Annotated in this window: 17 protein-coding genes; all 17 read left to right on the top strand. The window is 38.7% G+C overall.

Annotated elements, in window-relative coordinates; all coding sequences use genetic code 11:
- Position 1: 1 nt before the first annotated feature.
- Positions 2-361: a 30S ribosome-binding factor RbfA gene (rbfA, locus tag A8L44_RS01230; protein WP_066102267.1), complete on the top strand. Its 360-nt coding sequence runs from the start codon at positions 2-4 to the stop codon at positions 359-361.
- Positions 362-427: 66 nt separating this feature from the next.
- The gene (gene truB / locus A8L44_RS01225) at positions 428-1354 is read left to right on the top strand and encodes a tRNA pseudouridine(55) synthase TruB (protein WP_066102266.1); all 927 of its coding nucleotides are present in this window, start codon (positions 428-430) and stop codon (positions 1352-1354) included.
- 39 nt (positions 1355-1393) lie between these two features.
- Positions 1394-2338, top strand: a complete 945-nt coding sequence (gene ribF, locus A8L44_RS01220) for a bifunctional riboflavin kinase/FAD synthetase (protein WP_066100336.1) — start codon at positions 1394-1396, stop codon at positions 2336-2338.
- A gap of 128 nt (positions 2339-2466) precedes the next feature.
- The gene (rpsO, locus tag A8L44_RS01215; RefSeq protein ID WP_066100335.1) at positions 2467-2736 is read left to right on the top strand and encodes a 30S ribosomal protein S15; all 270 of its coding nucleotides are present in this window, start codon (positions 2467-2469) and stop codon (positions 2734-2736) included.
- Positions 2737-2943: 207 nt separating this feature from the next.
- Positions 2944-5058, top strand: a complete 2115-nt coding sequence (gene pnp / locus A8L44_RS01210) for a polyribonucleotide nucleotidyltransferase (RefSeq protein WP_066100333.1) — start codon at positions 2944-2946, stop codon at positions 5056-5058.
- 126 nt (positions 5059-5184) lie between these two features.
- The gene (locus A8L44_RS01205) at positions 5185-6144 is read left to right on the top strand and encodes a polysaccharide deacetylase family protein (protein WP_139063784.1); all 960 of its coding nucleotides are present in this window, start codon (positions 5185-5187) and stop codon (positions 6142-6144) included.
- Positions 6145-6251: 107 nt separating this feature from the next.
- On the top strand, positions 6252-7484 hold the full coding sequence (locus tag A8L44_RS01200; protein WP_066100332.1) for a M16 family metallopeptidase: 1233 nt from the start codon (positions 6252-6254) through the stop codon (positions 7482-7484).
- 148 nt (positions 7485-7632) lie between these two features.
- Positions 7633-7869, top strand: a complete 237-nt coding sequence (locus tag A8L44_RS01195) for a YlmC/YmxH family sporulation protein (RefSeq protein WP_066100329.1) — start codon at positions 7633-7635, stop codon at positions 7867-7869.
- Positions 7870-8009: 140 nt separating this feature from the next.
- Entirely contained in the window at positions 8010-8909 is a 900-nt protein-coding gene (gene dpaA / locus A8L44_RS01190) for a dipicolinic acid synthetase subunit A (RefSeq protein WP_066100326.1), read from the top strand.
- Positions 8909-9502, top strand: coding sequence for a dipicolinate synthase subunit B (locus A8L44_RS01185; protein ID WP_066100324.1), 594 nt, complete (start codon positions 8909-8911; stop codon positions 9500-9502). Before dpaA ends, A8L44_RS01185 begins: the two co-directional genes overlap by 1 nt.
- Positions 9503-9683: 181 nt before the next feature.
- Entirely contained in the window at positions 9684-10727 is a 1044-nt protein-coding gene (gene asd, locus A8L44_RS01180) for an aspartate-semialdehyde dehydrogenase (protein WP_066100321.1), read from the top strand.
- A 73-nt stretch (positions 10728-10800) separates the two neighbouring features.
- A complete protein-coding gene (gene dapG / locus A8L44_RS01175; protein ID WP_066100319.1) occupies positions 10801-12054 on the top strand; it encodes an aspartate kinase in 1254 nt (417 codons plus the stop codon).
- A 26-nt stretch (positions 12055-12080) separates the two neighbouring features.
- Positions 12081-12956, top strand: a complete 876-nt coding sequence (gene dapA / locus A8L44_RS01170; RefSeq protein ID WP_066100317.1) for a 4-hydroxy-tetrahydrodipicolinate synthase — start codon at positions 12081-12083, stop codon at positions 12954-12956.
- 335 nt (positions 12957-13291) lie between these two features.
- Entirely contained in the window at positions 13292-14959 is a 1668-nt protein-coding gene (locus A8L44_RS01165; protein WP_066100314.1) for a ribonuclease J, read from the top strand.
- A 113-nt stretch (positions 14960-15072) separates the two neighbouring features.
- On the top strand, positions 15073-15525 hold the full coding sequence (locus A8L44_RS01160; RefSeq protein ID WP_066100312.1) for a GNAT family N-acetyltransferase: 453 nt from the start codon (positions 15073-15075) through the stop codon (positions 15523-15525).
- 937 nt (positions 15526-16462) lie between these two features.
- Positions 16463-17161: a ClpP family protease gene (locus A8L44_RS01155; RefSeq protein WP_441294132.1), complete on the top strand. Its 699-nt coding sequence runs from the start codon at positions 16463-16465 to the stop codon at positions 17159-17161.
- A gap of 2 nt (positions 17162-17163) precedes the next feature.
- Entirely contained in the window at positions 17164-17373 is a 210-nt protein-coding gene (locus tag A8L44_RS01150) for a YlzJ-like family protein (RefSeq protein WP_066100306.1), read from the top strand.
- Positions 17374-17415: the final 42 nt, after the last annotated feature.

The following is a 17415-nucleotide window of genomic DNA, read 5'->3' as shown; positions in this document are numbered from 1 at the left end:
TATGAGCCTTAGAGCTACCCGTGTGGGAGAGCAAATGAAAAAAGAACTCAGTGATATACTTGGCAGAAAAATCAAAGATCCACGAGTTGGATTTGTGACTGTCACAGATGTTGAAGTTTCTGGAGACCTTCAGCAAGCCAAAGTCTATATATCGGTTCTCGGTGATGCCGAAAAAAGAGAAGATACACTTAAAGGTCTTGCTAAAGCTACTGGATTTATTCGTTCTGAGCTGGGCCAGCGTATTCGATTACGAAAAACTCCGGAAATTATTTTTGAATTTGATGAGTCGATTGACTATGGAAACAGAATTGAAAATCTATTGCATCAAATTCATCAGGAAAATAAAGAACCCAATGAATAAGGACTAGGATAGACGTTATGTCTATCCCCTTTTTATATAAAAAATTAGGAGAACAGGGTGATAGTGATGGAAGAGTTAAATGGAATCCTGATTCTCAATAAACCGGCAGGATTTACTTCTCATGACTGTATTATGAAAGTCAGAAAAATACTGAGGATGAAAAAAGTCGGACATACAGGAACGTTGGATCCGGATGTCACAGGTGTACTGCCTATATGTCTTGGAAAAGCAACCAGAGTTGCGGAGTACATAACGGATGCTGGTAAAGAATACATAGGTGAAGTGACTATTGGCTGGTCCACAACCACAGAAGATGCTTCGGGCGACATGGTGGATAAGAAGGTAATTGAGAAGCCGATAAAACGTACTAAGATTATCGAGATTTTGAACTCGCTCACAGGAACGATTGTTCAAACACCTCCAATCTACTCAGCTGTTAAAGTAAATGGAAAGCGCTTGTATGAGTACGCATTAAAGGGAGAAAAGGTAGACATCCCCTCGCGTAAGGTGAATATTTATGAAATTGAACTTTTGGACGATAGAGAACTATTTGAAGGTGAATCCATTTCGTTTTCTTTTCGTGTCTCATGTGGGAAAGGAACGTATATCAGAACGCTCTCCTGCATGATAGGTGACCAATTAGGTTATCCAGCCCATATGTCTAAGCTCATCAGGTCACGCTCAGCGGCTTTCACCCTTGAGGAGGCAATTACACTTGAACAGCTGGCTTTACATGCGGAGAAGGGCACTGTAAGCGACGTACTGAAGCCTATAGAAGAAGGTGTTCCCAATCTGCCGATTATTAAGGTTTCCAGTGAAATTGCAGAAAAAGTCCGTAATGGTGCTGTACTGACCTCTGACAACCTATCTGCTGAAAATACGGAGAGTCCTTTTGCTATTTTTAATGAACAAGAAGAACTAATGGCAATTTATCAGCATCATCCAGAGAAAAAAGGATTGTGTAAACCGGTTAAAGTTATTCCATTTATATAGTATGATATGGATGGAGATTGAAATTAGAGGGGAATAGAGATGAAAATAATCAATATTACACATCCCCATGACTATAAGCGGGGGGACTTTCCGCCAATAGCAGTAGCTCTTGGTTATTTTGATGGCGTTCATATTGGCCATCAAAAGGTTATTGAAACGGTAAAACAAATTGGTGAAGAAAAAGGGCTGGCAACAGCGGTGATGACATTTGATCCTCACCCATCTGTCATTTTGAATAAACATATAAAGCACGTGAGGCTTTTAACACCATTGCAGGATAAAATTGAATTAATGAAGAACATAGGGTTGGATTATCTTTTTATTGTCCAATTCACACCTGATTTTTCAAGTCTTTCACCACAAAAATTTGTGGATGATTATTTGATTTCATTGCATATTCAGCATGTGGTTGCCGGCTTTGATTATTCATATGGACAATACGGAAGAGGAACTATGGAAACTCTTCCGCACCATGCAAAGGGTATGTTTGATGTAACAACCGTGTCAAAGCAAGATATTGGAGAGGAAAAAATCAGTTCCACTCGTATTCGAGAGGAATTAATTAACGGCCATACTGAAACAATTAATCAATTATTAAGCAGGTATTTCACTGTTAAAGGATGTATTGTAGATGGAGAGAAACGCGGGAGGTTATTAGGGTTTCCTACTGCCAATATAGAAGTGGACCCCGATTATTATCTTCCTGGTACCGGAGTTTATTGCGTACGTATGAAAGTACGAGGTAATTGGTATAATGGTATATGTAATGTAGGCTATAAACCTACTTTTCATACGGAAAAAGAAGAGATTCCCACTATAGAAGTACATCTATTAGATTTTGAGGCTGATATCTATCAAGAGAGAGTTGTGGTAGAGTGGCATAAACGCATACGGAGTGAACAGAAATTCAGCTCTGTGGAACAATTGGTTACTCAGCTTGAAAAAGATAAACAATTCGCAATAGAATATTTTGGAGTGAATTAAGTACTTGCTTTTTTAACCGAGAAGTAGTATTCTTAATATCGTATGAAAAGAACCTTTCCTTGGCTAAGCGCATCACCAACGTTCGCTCAGGAATAGGGGATTTTGAAAATTTTAGGAGGTGAATTAGGATGGCATTAACGCAAGAGCGTAAAAATGAGATCATTAATGAGTATAAAACTCATGAGAGCGACACTGGTTCTCCAGAAGTTCAGATCGCTGTCCTTACTGAACAAATCAACACACTTAACGAACACTTACGCACTCACAAGAAAGATCACCACTCACGTCGCGGTCTTTTGAAAATGGTAGGTAAACGTCGTAACTTACTTACTTACCTGCGTAATAAAGACGTTACTCGTTATCGCGAATTAATCAACAAGCTTGGTTTACGTCGATAAACTACTCAGAAAAAGCGGGATTTTTCCCGCTTTTTTGTTATACATAGAGGAGAAAGAGGAAAGTTAAAGGGTAATGTCGCTTTTTAACTCGACAACTATGGAGTATACTAATATTAATTTGATTGAAATCCAACAGATCTTGTCAAAATGATGAGAAACAGGATAAATTTTGTAAGATTATTGTAAGTAGAGAGGAGCAATGAAGAAATGGAGCAAACAAAACGCACATTTTCTTTAGATTGGGCAGGACGTCCATTAACGGTTGAAATCGGCCAATTAGCAAAGCAAGCTAATGGTGCTGCTTTGATTCGCTATGGCGATTCAGCCGTATTAAGTACAGCTGTAGCTTCAAAGGAACCGAAGAATTTAGATTTCTTCCCATTAACTGTAAGCTATGAAGAAAAATTATACGCAGTAGGTAAAATCCCTGGAGGGTTCATTAAACGTGAGGGTAGACCAAGTGAAAAAGCGGTACTTACAAGTCGTCTAATCGACCGTCCAATTCGCCCGCTGTTCGCAGATGGGTTCCGTAATGATGTACAAGTAGTCAGTATGGTTCTTAGTGTAGATCAAAACTGCCCAACTGAAATGGCAGCTATGTTCGGATCCTCATTGGCACTTTGTGTTTCTGATATCCCGTTTGAAGGACCAATTGCCGGTGTTATTGTAGGTCGCGTTGATGGTAAGTTTGTCATTAATCCAACGATCGAACAACTTGAAAACAGTGATATTCATTTAACTGTTGCAGGAACAATGGATGCTATTAACATGGTTGAAGCAGGAGCACAGGAAGTGCCGGAAGAAACCATGCTGGAAGCTATCATGTTTGGACATGATGAAATCAAGAAACTGATTGCATTCCAAAATGAGATTGTGGCTGCAGTTGGTAAAGAAAAACGTGAAATAACTCTTTATGAGCTAGATGCAGAATTAATCGAGGAAGTTAAAGGTATGTGTTTAGAAGAAATGAACACTGCTGTGCAAGTTCAAGAAAAACATGCTCGTGAAGATGCAATCAAAGCAGTAAGAGAAAAAGTTGTTGCTGTCTTTGAAGAAAAAGAAGCTGATGAAGAAAAGCTTAAGCAAGTAAATGAAATCTTGAGTAAATTGGTGAAGGATGAAGTTCGCCGTTTAATTACGGAAGAGAAAATCCGCCCTGATGGAAGAAGTCCTGAAGAAATTCGTCCATTATCCTCTGAAGTTGGCTTATTGCCTCGTACTCATGGTTCCGGATTATTTACTCGTGGACAAACTCAAGCCCTTTCTATTGCTACACTGGGTGCATTAGGAGATGTTCAGATATTGGACGGGCTTGGCCTTGAAGAGTCTAAACGTTTCATGCATCATTATAATTTCCCGCATTTCAGCGTTGGTGAAACTGGACCTATCAGAGGACCAGGCAGACGTGAAATCGGACATGGTGCATTAGGTGAGAGAGCGCTTGAGCCGGTTATTCCAAATGAAAATGATTTTCCATATACTATTCGTCTTGTGTCAGAAGTACTTGAATCTAATGGCTCTACGTCTCAGGCAAGTATTTGTGCAAGCACATTGGCATTAATGGATGCGGGTGTTCCAATTAAAGCGCCGGTAGCAGGAATTGCAATGGGTCTTATTAAAAAGGGAGAACATTATACAGTTCTTTCCGATATTCAAGGAATGGAAGACCACTTGGGAGATATGGACTTTAAAGTAGCAGGTACAGCAAAAGGTGTAACTGCACTTCAAATGGACATAAAAATTGCAGGTCTGACTCGTGAAATCTTAGAGGAAGCATTAATGCAAGCTCAAAAGGGCCGGAATCATATTCTGAATCACCTTACAAGCACATTAGAGCAGCCAAGAAAAAATCTTTCTCAATATGCGCCTAAGATTTTAACGATGGCTATTAAACCTGACAAAATCAGAGACGTTATTGGACCAAGCGGAAAACAAATCAATAAAATTATTGAAGAAACCGGTGTAAAAATTGATATCGAGCAGGATGGTACAATCTACATCGCATCCACTGATCAGGAAATGAATGAAAAGGCTAAAACGATTATTGAAGATTTGGTACGCGAAGTTGAAGTTGGCCAAATTTATCTTGGTACGGTTAAACGTATTGAGAAATTTGGATGCTTCGTTGAAATCTTCAAAGGTAAAGATGGTCTTGTCCACATTTCTGAACTGGCAGAAGAACGTGTAGGAAAAGTCGAGGATGTAGTAAAAATTGGTGATGAGATCCTTGTTAAGGTAACTGAAATAGACAGACAAGGAAGAGTCAACCTTTCTCGTAAAGCAGTTCTAAAAGAACAAAAAGAAAAAGCAGAACAGAAATAAACATGACTTGGTCGGCTAGGAGACATTGGTTTCCTAGTCTTTTAATCATGTTCATATCTAATTATGGATTCTTGCGGTTCTAACCTGTCCTACCTGCTCATACATTTTGTGTGAGGAGGAGAAGAGATGGATAAAAAAATGTTGCAATTTCTTGCATTTTGTACCATTTGCGTTATATCATGGGTGTTGGTGCAAAGCTCATTTATGGACCAATATGTAAAAGGTATTCCAAATGGAACTGTCGCTTATGTTACAAATACAAATGATGAACTGTACCAACAAATTGAACAAGCAGCTAAAACATATAATCAAGAGCCTGTAGACGCTGTTATAGATAAGGTGTGGAAGAAAACACCCGGATACAATGGCATTCAGGTCAACATTGAGAAATCTTATAAAAAGATGAAAACTAAGGGGAAATTTCAGGAAGCTCAACTCATTTTCAAAGAAAACAGCCCTAATGTTCATTTACAAGACTTGTCACCATCGCCAATATACCGTGCGAATCCAAATAAACCCGTTGTATCCTTTATTATTAATGTAGCCTGGGGTAATGAGTATATTGAAGGAATGCTGGACACTTTAAAGAGACATAAGATTCATGCTACATTTGTATTGGAAGGACGCTGGGTAAAGAATAATCCGGATCTAGCCAAGCGGATAGCAGCAGCCGGTCATGAATTAGGGAATCATTCATATACTCATCCAAATATGCAACAATTATCAGCTGCGGCTGCCGAGAAAGAAATCAGCGAAACAAACCGGGTCATCCAGGAGGTAACAGGATATACTCCTAAGCTATTTGGACCTCCGAGCGGAAGTTTTAATGATCGTACAGTTAAGGTTGCAGCAAGTCTTGGAATGGAAACCATATTATGGACAGTTGATACAGTAGATTGGAAAAAACCCACACCGGAAGTCTTAACAAAAAGGGTCCTTGACCACATACATAAAGGTGCGCTTATTCTTATGCACCCAACAGAATCAACATCAAAATCAATGGATATATTAATCAAGAACATTGAGAAGGAATATAAAATTGTACCTGTCAGTGAGGCATTCAAAGAAGAACGTATAAGTCCCTGAAGACTTTCCTGCCTTTATTTTGGCGGGAAAGTTTCTCTATGCTATAAAAATGTATACATATTGGGTATGGTAATAAAGAGGGGCATCATGAATAGGAGGAACATTTGTTGATAAAAAAATATACTTGTCAAAATGGGGTCCGTATCGTATTGGAAACAATCCCTACTGTTCGTTCAGTGGCGATTGGTATTTGGATTAAAACCGGTTCCCGAAATGAAGATTCCTTAAATAATGGAATTTCGCATTTCTTGGAGCATATGTTTTTTAAAGGAACAACAACAAGATCTGCCAAAGAAATAGCCGAATCATTTGATCGGATTGGCGGTCAGGTAAATGCTTTCACCTCAAAAGAATATACGTGCTACTATGCCAAAGTATTGGACGATCATGCACCTTATGCGCTGGATGTTCTTGGTGATATGTTCTTTAATTCTACATTTGCTGAAGAGGAATTGAAAAAAGAAAAAAATGTAGTTTGCGAAGAGATTAAGATGTATGAAGACACACCTGATGATATTGTTCATGATATTTTAAGCCAGGCTGTTTACGAAAAACACCCGCTTGGTTACCCTATTTTAGGTACAGATAAAATTCTTGATACCATTAATTCAGAGACATTGAAACAATATGTCTATAATCACTATACACCTGATAAAGTGGTAATCTCGATTGCAGGGAATGTGGATGAGAGTTTTATCAAGCAGGTTGAAGGTTTATTTGGAAGCTATGAAGGCGGTACAGCACGTCCTGAATTGGAAAAACCAACTTTCCATACCAATAAGATTGTCAGAAAAAAAGATACCGAACAAGCCCATTTATGTCTTGGGTACAACGGTTATGATATAGGCAATGAAAATATTTATAGCTTAATCACTCTGAACAATGTACTTGGAGGATCTATGAGCAGCCGTTTATTCCAAAATGTGCGAGAAGAAAAAGGGCTTGCTTACAGTGTCTATTCCTATCATACCTCCTATCAGGATAATGGTATGGTGGTTATTTATGGTGGAACAGGGGCAAACCAAGTTCATCAGCTTTATGATACAATACAGGAAACTCTTACTGAATTGCGTAATGACGGCATTACTGCCAAAGAGCTTGATAACTGTAAAGAGCAGCTGAAAGGAAGTTTGATGCTAAGCTTAGAAAGCACAAACAGCCGAATGAGCCGTAACGGTAAAAATGAGCTATTATTGGGTAGACATCGAACTCTTGATGACATAGTTGAATTAATCGATGCTGTTTCGCTTAACAGCGTAAATCAGTGTATAGAAGATATTTTTACAGACTCCTATGCAGCAGCTTTATTGGGTCCGCAAGATGAGTGGAACTTAGATTAAAAAATAAATCTCTGGCAAGCTGGCGTGAACATCCATTGGATTTTGCGCTGGCTTGTTTTTTTGCGTGTTTGGAACAACTTTTTCTTCTAAAAGGATGTCACTCATTCATATAGTGAGATTAAGCAGAATGTGATAGGAGTGTCCTAAAATGAAGCTGAGCGAATTAAGTGGCAAAGAAATTGTGGATGTAAAAAAAGCAGAACGATTGGGCGTCCTTGGTCAAACAGACCTTGAGATCGATGAGTTAACCGGACAAATAACCGCCCTTTTAATCCCATCTGGAAAATGGTTTGGTTTTAGAAAGAATGATGATGAGGTCCGTGTGCCATGGAGTCAAATAAAAAAGATTGGTACGGATATGGTCATCATTGATATTCCTGACTGAAATTCAATAAAGGAAACTTAAAAAACGCCGAAGGGCGTTTTTTTTTTGTTTACCTCGTTTTTATCACGTCTGGTTCCTGTATTTCATACTATGGGTTGTATGAATTGATCTTTAAAAAATAAAGAAGGTGAAAATCTTCCATGCTCACAGGAATGAATATTGCCGTTCTTGGTGGAGATGCCAGGCAGCTTGAAGTGATTCGAAAATTAACCGAGTTGGACGCAAAGGTATATTTAACAGGTTTTGAACAGTTAGCACATGCATACACGGGAGCAGTAAAGGAAAAACTGGAAGATTTGCCGGTAAAAGAGCTGGATGCGATTATTTTGCCTGTTGCTGGCACAAATATGGAAGGTAAGCTGGATACCATTTTTTCAAATATGCAAGTCATCCTGACAGAAGCTTTTTTAAAGGAGACACCGGAACATTGTACAATCTATTCCGGTATAAGCAATGATTATTTAATAAATATAACGAAACAGGCAAACCGTAAACTAGTTCAATTATTTGAACGAGATGATGTAGCTATTTATAATTCTATTCCCACAGTAGAAGGTACCATTATGATGGCCATTCAGCATACAGATTTTACGATACACGGATCAAATGTGATTGTTCTTGGATTAGGAAGAGTGGGAATGAGTGTGGCACGTGCTTTCCATGGACTGGGGGCCAAAGTTCAAGTTGGTGCCCGTAAATCAGAACATATAGCCAGAATAGAGGAAATGGGGTTAACTCCCTTCCATTTATCTGCGTTGGAATCTGTGGTTGAAAATGTGGATATTTGCATTAATACGATTCCTCACAAAATCATTACCGCAGGAATTATTTCAAGGATGCCGTCCCGAACGTTGATTATTGATTTGGCTTCGAAACCGGGCGGAACAGATTTTAGATATGCAGAAAAACGTGGAGTTAAAGCCATATTAGCACCAGGGTTACCCGGTATAGTGGCCCCAAAGACAGCCGGTCAGATTATTGCAAATGTGCTGGGACAGTTATTGTTGGATGATTTAGGAAATGGAAGGGAGACACCATGATGGATGTTAAGGGGATGAGAATAGGGTTTGGATTGACAGGATCGCACTGTACGTATGATGAAGTATATCCACAAATTGAAAAGCTGGTACATGCAGGAGCCGAGGTTGTCCCTGTTGTCAGTTATACTGTTAAAAATACCGACACAAGATTTGGCAAGGGAGAGGATTGGATAGCAAGAATAGAAAAACTGACAAACAGAAAAGCGATTGATACCATCGTCGATGCGGAGCCTTTAGGTCCCAAATATCCGTTGGATTGTATGGTGATTGCACCCATGACAGGTGTTTCGATGAGTAAATTTGCAAATGCACAAAATGATTCACCCGTTTTAATGGCTGCAAAAGCTACACTTCGGAATCATCGCCCAGTTGTTCTCGGTATATCGACAAATGATGCCCTAGGTTTAAATGGTGTGAATTTAATGAGACTCTTAAGCACTAAGGACATATACTTCATTCCATTTGGCCAGGATGATCCTGAAAAAAAACCAAATTCTATGGTTGCCCGAATGGAAAGTCTCGTGGAAACGGTGGAATATGCTCTTGAGGCAAAACAAATCCAGCCTATTATCATCGAAAAATACAGAGATTAAAGTGCATGATTTAAAAAAAAGATATCTTATGATATATTTTATAGAAGAATATATTCATTGTTCTGAAAAGAAGGTTGCTCCTTTTATAAAAAATATATAAATAGCTATGACAGCATATCTTATTATTTCTAGTAGTTTACATGAAAATAAATACCTAATTTTATAGGAAGGGGTAACAAACATGAATGAAAAAAAATTACACGTAGCTGTAGTCGGGGCTACTGGTGCAGTTGGACAGCAAATGATTGACACTCTTCAAAAAAGGAATTTCCCTATTGGGAAGATAAGTCTGTTATCCTCTTCTCGTTCAGCAGGTAAACAAATCGAATTTAATGGAGAGACCATAACAGTACAGGAAGCAAAGCCAGAGAGCTTTGAAGGGGTAGACATTGCCCTGTTTAGTGCTGGCGGAAGTATATCTAAAGCATTAGCTCCTGAGGCTGTTAAAAGGGGTGCTATCGTTGTGGATAATACAAGTGCCTTCCGTATGGACGAAAATGTTCCGCTTGTAGTTCCTGAGGTGAATGAGGATGATCTTCGTAAGCATCAGGGAATAATAGCTAACCCTAATTGTTCGACAATCCAAATGGTAGCAGCACTTGAACCAATCAGGAAAGCCTATGGACTTAAAAAAATTATTGTTTCCACTTATCAGGCTGTTTCTGGAGCGGGTGCAGCAGCTGTTGAGGAATTAAATACGCAAGCAAGCGATATTTTAGCCGGTAAGACTGTTAATCCATCTATATTACCTGTTAAAGGTGCGGAAAAACATTATCAGATAGCTTTTAATGCTATTCCTCAGATTGATGTTTTCGGTGAGAATGGGTATACATTTGAAGAAATGAAAATGGTAAATGAAACGAAGAAAATTATGCATTTGCCGTCACTGCAGGTAGCAGCAACATGCGTTCGCCTTCCAATCGCAGTTGGTCATTCAGAATCCGTGTATATAGAAATTGAAAATAACGGTGTCAGTGCTGAGCAAGTAAAAGAAATATTACTAAATGCTCCTGGAATTGTCCTTCAGGATGATCCCGCCAATCAAGTCTATCCAATGCCGGCAGATTGTGTTGGGAAGAATGAAGTTTTTGTTGGGAGAGTAAGGAAAGATTTGGACGAAGATGCCGGGTTCCATATGTGGGTTGTTTCCGATAACCTATTAAAAGGGGCCGCCTGGAATTCTGTTCAAATTGCAGAGAGCCTTATTCGATTAGGGCTAGTGTAATTATTGAAATGATAGGATATCTTGGCCTTCTTATTTTCTCTAAAGTAGGAAGGCTCATTTTGGGGTGTAAAAAGTGAAGATCATCATTCAAAAGTTTGGCGGTACCTCTGTAAAAGATGCAGAGAGCAGAGAGTATGCGTTTCAACATATAAAAAGAGGTATAGACAAAGGGTACAAAATAGTGGTTGTTGTATCTGCAATGGGAAGAAAAGGTGATCCATATGCAACGGATTCCTTACTTTCACTTGTTAATGAAAAAGGAATGTACTTGGGGGAACGTGAGCAGGACTTGCTATTATCTTGCGGAGAGATAATCTCAGCGGTTGTATTTACCAATATGCTCTTAGAAAAAGGAATTCGAGCGACTGCCTTAACTGGCGGACAGGCCGGTTTCAGAACAAATAATGACTATACAAATGCAAAAATAATGGAAATGAAGACCGATAGACTGATTGATGAGCTAGGAAAATCAGACGTTATCGTTGTGACCGGTTTTCAGGGTATTGCTGAAAATGGCGATATTACAACGATAGGGCGCGGCGGCAGTGATACATCTGCTGCAGCCCTTGGAGCTGCACTGAAGGCAGAGTATGTTGACATTTTTACGGATGTAGAGGGAATTATGACAGCTGATCCCCGTATTGCGGAACAAGCCAGACCGCTGTCAGTAGTAACCTATACAGAGGTATGTAACATGGCCTACCAGGGGGCTAAGGTCATTCATCCACGTGCTGTTGAAATTGCGATGCAGGCAAAGGTGCCGATGCGAATCCGTTCAACCTATGCTGAAGGTGAGGGTACGCTGGTTACAGGTCATCCGAAACACCGTCGAGGCAGTGATATACAGGAACGTCTTGTTACTGGTATTGCCCATGTAAGCAATATCACTCAGATAAAAGTAAAGGCTAAGGAAGATCAGTATGATCTGCAGGCGGAAGTCTTTACAGCGATGGCGAATTCAGGCATAAGCGTTGATTTTATTAATATTTATCCAAATGGTGCTGTGTATACTGTCTCCAACAACGATGCTAATAAGGCAATTTCGGTATTACGTGAATTAGGATATGAGCCTGGTATCCAATCAAACTGTGCCAAAGTGTCTGTCGTTGGAGCCGGGATAACGGGAGTGCCGGGAGTAACAGCGAAAATTGTTACTCCATTATCAGAACGAGGCATACAGATTCTGCAATCCGCAGATAGCCACACAACGATATGGGTATTAGTTAAAGAAGAAGATTTAGTAGAAGCTGTAAATGCTCTTCATAATGCCTTTAATCTCCATTTAATGGACGATGATCTGTTTGAATGGGAAGAACTTGCTGAATAATAAAATATAAGATTGGAAGTGGAAATATGGGTCTTTTTGGACGCGTGTCCACCGCGATGGTTACACCTTTTGATAATAAAGGAAATATTGATTTTGGTAAGACTGCAAAACTCATAGATTACTTAATTGAAACAGGCACAGATTCACTGGTGGTTTCAGGAACTACTGGTGAATCCCCAACCTTGTCAACAGAAGAAAAAGTGGCATTATTTGAATATGTCGTGAAAATTGTAAACAAACGCATCCCTGTGATAGCAGGAACTGGCTCAAATAATACGTATGCGTCCATCCATTTAACAAAGAAGGCGGAAGCGGCCGGTGTAGATGCGATTATGCTTGTAGCGCCTTATTATAATAAACCAAACCAAGAGGGGCTATATCAACATTTCAAATCTGTGGCGGATGCTACTACTCTGCCGTGCATGATTTATAATGTGCCAGGCAGAACGGTGACGAATATTCATCCGGAAACCGTTATTCGCCTGTCAGAGATTCCGAATATTGTTGCTGTAAAAGAGGCCAGCGGTAATTTAAATGCAATGACAAAAATTATTGCCAACACACCGGATGATTTCGATTTATACAGTGGAGATGATGGTTTAACTTTACCTGTACTTTCAATTGGAGGAGCAGGTGTGGTCTCGGTGGCCTCCCATATAATCGGACGTGACATCCAAAAAATGATTGAACATTTCTACGCTGGTGAAATGGCTGAGGCAGCCCAAATGCACCAGAAATTACTGCCAGTCATTGAGGGGTTATTTTTGACACCAAGCCCAGCTCCTTTAAAGACAGCCTTGCAAATCAAGGGTATGAGCGTTGGGTCTGTTCGTTTGCCTCTTGTACCAATGAATGAAGTTGAACGGAACACATTGATAAATCTATTAAATACATTAAAATAATGCTTAGTTTGTCTGTTTTTAGAGTCTGCCTGAGGATAAGCCAATCCAATGCGATTGGCTTATCTATCTATTTAGTACAATTTTGTACATATTCTTTTTTATACATGTTTAGTTAGCATTGAAGATGTCTGCTTTTTTGTTATGCCTATAGCAAACAAACAGCAGTGTATATATATTATGAACCTAAAGAAAAGCATATTTTCAAAAAAAGAACGATAGTCGGAATTCATAGATAAATCTAAAAAGATGATGTCAGTGGCATGCCGATACACTATCGGTTATAATGGATTCAACTGGAAAATGGACGAGTAGTTGATAACAGGAGGAACAATAAATTGGTTAAACAAATTAGACAGAAGATCAAAGTAATTGCATTAGGCGGAGCAGGAGAGATTGGAAAAAATATGTATCTCGTCGAAGTAGACGAAGATATATTTGTGCTGGATGCCGGGTTAATGTTTCCGGAAACCGAAATGCTTGGAATAGATGTAGTAATTCCAGATATCTCTTACCTTATCGAAAATAAAGAAAGAATTCAGGGGATTTTTCTATCCCATGGTCATGAGGATCATATTGGTGCACTCCCTTATATTATTGAGGAATTGGATGCACCGGTTTATGGTACAAGATTGAGCATAGAATTAACAAAATCCAAAATCGCAGAAATTAACGAAAATTTAAATGTTGACTTTGAAGTAATAGATTCAAATACATCCCTGCGTTTTTCTTCTGCAAGAATCACATTTTTTAAAACGAATCACAGCATTCCTGATTCTGTTGGAATCTGTATTGAAACAAAAGATGGTGCAATTGTTTATACGGGTGATTTTAAATTTGATCAGGCTGCCCAGGGACTTTACAAAGCGGAAATTGGCAAAATGGCAGCAATCGGTGAGTCAGGAGTTCTCTGTCTATTATCAGATAGCTCAGGAGCAGAACGGATTGGATTTACACCTTCTGAATCCCTTGTTGCAAGAAATATGTCTGATGAATTTTACAATGCAAAAGGCAGAATTATTGTAGCATGCTATGCATCTAATCTTAACGGTCTTCAGCAAGTGTTCAATGCTGCGTTTGATAATCATAAAAAAGTAGCGGTTGTCGGTAAATCCATGGAAAAAGTATTGGAAATTGCCTTGGAATTTAATTATTTGGATGTCCATGAGGATGTGTTGATTCCGATAACTGAGATCGACCAATATGAAGATCGTGAAATAATTATCCTTGCGACTGGATTGCAGGGAGAGCCATTTGAAGCACTGCAAAAAATGGCTAAGCATGGTCATAAACAAGTTAATATTAAGCAAGGTGATACTGTATTATTGGCGGCTAATGCTGTCCATGGCGGAGAATTGCTTATGTCCAGGACTATCGATTTATTATTTAGAGCAGGTGCAAAGGTAGTAGCTGGTAAAAATCAAATCCATGTATCGGGCCATGGCAGCCAGGAAGAGCTAAAAATGATGCTTAACCTCATGAAACCGAAGTATTTTATTCCCATCCAAGGTGACTATAAAATGCTAATTGCTCATATGCGCATTGCAAAATCAATTGGCTTTAACCAAAATCAAATCCATATACCAGAAAATGGTGAGGTTATTGAAATAACAAATGACGCGATTGAAAGCGCTGGAAAAGTGACTGCTGGGAATGTTTTGATTGATGGAAGTGGCGTTGGGGATGTAGGAAATATTGTCTTGCGTGACCGCCGTTTGCTATCTCAGGACGGAATTCTAATTGTAGTTGTGACTTTAAGCCGTGCGGATAAGAGTATAGTAGCAGGTCCTGAAATCATTTCACGTGGATTTGTGTATGTTCGAGAATCAGAATCATTAATGGAACAATCAACAAATATTGTGCGTGAGATTGTAATCAAAAATACTTCTAAAGATCATTTTGACTGGGCCGGAATGAAACAGGAAGTCCGAGATAGTCTAAATCATTATCTGTTCGATAAAACAAAACGACGCCCAATGATTTTACCAATTATTATGGAAGTGTAATAAAGGACGTAAATGGCTATCCAGCGGATAGCCATTTTTCTTATTCGGGTAAGTTCCTGGTGAAAAAGATAGGCTAGTTTATGAATTAAAGAAGAATGGGAGAGTGATACATAGTGATTACATTTGAACGCGTAACAGAAGAGAATTTATATATAGCAAAAGAAATGATGGATTCTAATTCTTCCTATTTTGATAATGAGTACGGTATATCGAAAAATAGGGAGGAAGTGTTAAAATTATTGACTCCAAACCAAGGTGATTATTTGATTAAAGCCGAGGATACGTATATTGGACTAACTGCTTTTATGGAGCATAAAGAGGAGCAGCTCGTTACGATTAATCTGATGATCATTCATGCAGATTACCAGGGATTTGGTTATGGTACTACAGCCTACTATGAATTGGAGGATCTATTTATCAAGCGTGGATTTAAAAAAACTACACTGAATGTGAGAAGTGATAACAACAGAATCAAATTATTTTGGGAGAGAAATGGGTATACAGCTAGTGAACAAGATACAAGTAATGAGAAAGATAGGGTTCATTACGAAAAGCATCTAGTTTAGTTTTAAGGTTACAGGCGGCTTGTTATAGAAAAGCCGCTCTGTTTTGTTTCTGCTCACATTTAAGACTGATGATATGGAAGTAATTTCACCAATCAAAAAAAATAAAAAAAATTTAAATGAAAACGGTTTATTCTCTTAGAAATGGGTATTATATAAATAAGAAAGGAGGAAACAATAAAGTTTAACACTTCAGGTGACTCAATCATATAGTGTTCGTTCCGTAAAAGGAAGCTTAAGTAATAAGAGTGAACGATATATGATCGAAACTATTTCTAAAAGGATTATGTGAATCTTAAACAAATGTGATAATGTGGTTTAATTCTAATGGTGAATTCTTAGGAAATTAACTCAAATGGGGAAGGATTGAAAGACAGATTTATACTGGATAGTAAGAAGTTTCAGTATAAAAAAGTCCAGATATGTTTAACCAAAAGCCTTTCACCGGATATTTTTCAAAAGGGTGGAGTTAATAATAATAGGATTCTTACCAAATGAAAAAACCAAAAAAGGCAAGGTGATGGTCACAATTGGATAAGAGTGGAATGGTTGTTTAGTTCCACATAATCAGGATTGATTGAAATGGAAAATCGGGTATGAGTAACCAATAATTGAATATGCAGTGTGTTTTCAAGGTAAACGTAAAAGGTGTAAAGAAACCTTTATAATGCGGAACTAACACACTTCAGCTGAAAAGTTTGTACAGAAGTACCGGGCAGTAAAAAGTTATAATCAGCTGATGCATGGTTGAGTCTCCTAAGGTGTTAAACGATTGTTTCTCCTCAAGAATCCTAAATAAGGATTCTTTTTTTTGTATGTACTAAGTGCCCCTCAAATTGAATGGAAATGATTCCGCTGTACATACTAAAGGGGAGAGCGTTTTTGTAGAGGGGGATTAAGAGTGGATAAAAAGTTAGAGGTACCTCATGAGGAAAAGCCAGTGGATGATAATAAGGGAGCTCCCAGTGCACTTGTAGATAAGATACAAGCTTTGGGACAAACCAATGTGCCGCAGTTGCCAAAAGATTCAACCATCCATTGTTTAACGATTATAGGGCAAATAGAGGGTCATGTACAATTACCTCCACAGAATAAAACAACAAAATATGAACATGTTATTCCACAGCTGGTGGCAATAGAACAAAATCCTGATATTAAAGGGTTATTGGTTATCTTAAATACCGTTGGGGGTGATGTGGAAGCAGGGCTTGCTATGTCAGAAATGATTGCTTCTCTATCAAAGCCGACTGTATCTATCGTTTTGGGGGGAGGTCATAGTATCGGCGTCCCTATTGCAACTAGTTGTGACTATTCTTTCATAGCAGAAACAGCTACTATGACAATTCACCCTATTCGTCTTACAGGACTTGTAATCGGAGTACCCCAATCATTTGAATATCTTGATAAAATGCAGGATCGGGTTGTGAATTTTGTGGTCAAGCACTCAGAAATTAATGAAGACACATTTAAGGATTTGATGTTTGCGAGAGGTAACCTTGCGAGAGATATTGGAACAAATGTAGTGGGTGAAGATGCTGTGAATACAGGTTTAATTGATGAGGTTGGCGGAATCGGTGCAGCGATTTCTAAGCTTAACGAGATGATAAGAGAAAAGAGTGATCCTTCGAAAGGAGATTAAGTATGACTTTTTATACAATTATGCCTTTAGATACTTTGATGTATGAAGAATTATATCAAGCCAGCCATGAAATGTTTAAGAAGGATGGTATTCCGTTTATTGGTGAAAGATTACCTAATGGATCAGTAAAGGTTAACCGGATTATCAGTACAGATCCGAATGATTTCTTATCAGAGACACTTGCGCCAGGAGCGGTAATTAACAACCTGTAATAGCAGTCAGTGTGTATTATTTATGCTATAATAAAAGGTGAA

Source organism: Bacillus sp. FJAT-27986, from assembly GCF_001685035.1.
Lineage (GTDB): Bacteria > Bacillota > Bacilli > Bacillales > Pradoshiaceae > Pradoshia.
This window is presented reverse-complemented; position numbering and strand designations above follow the sequence as displayed.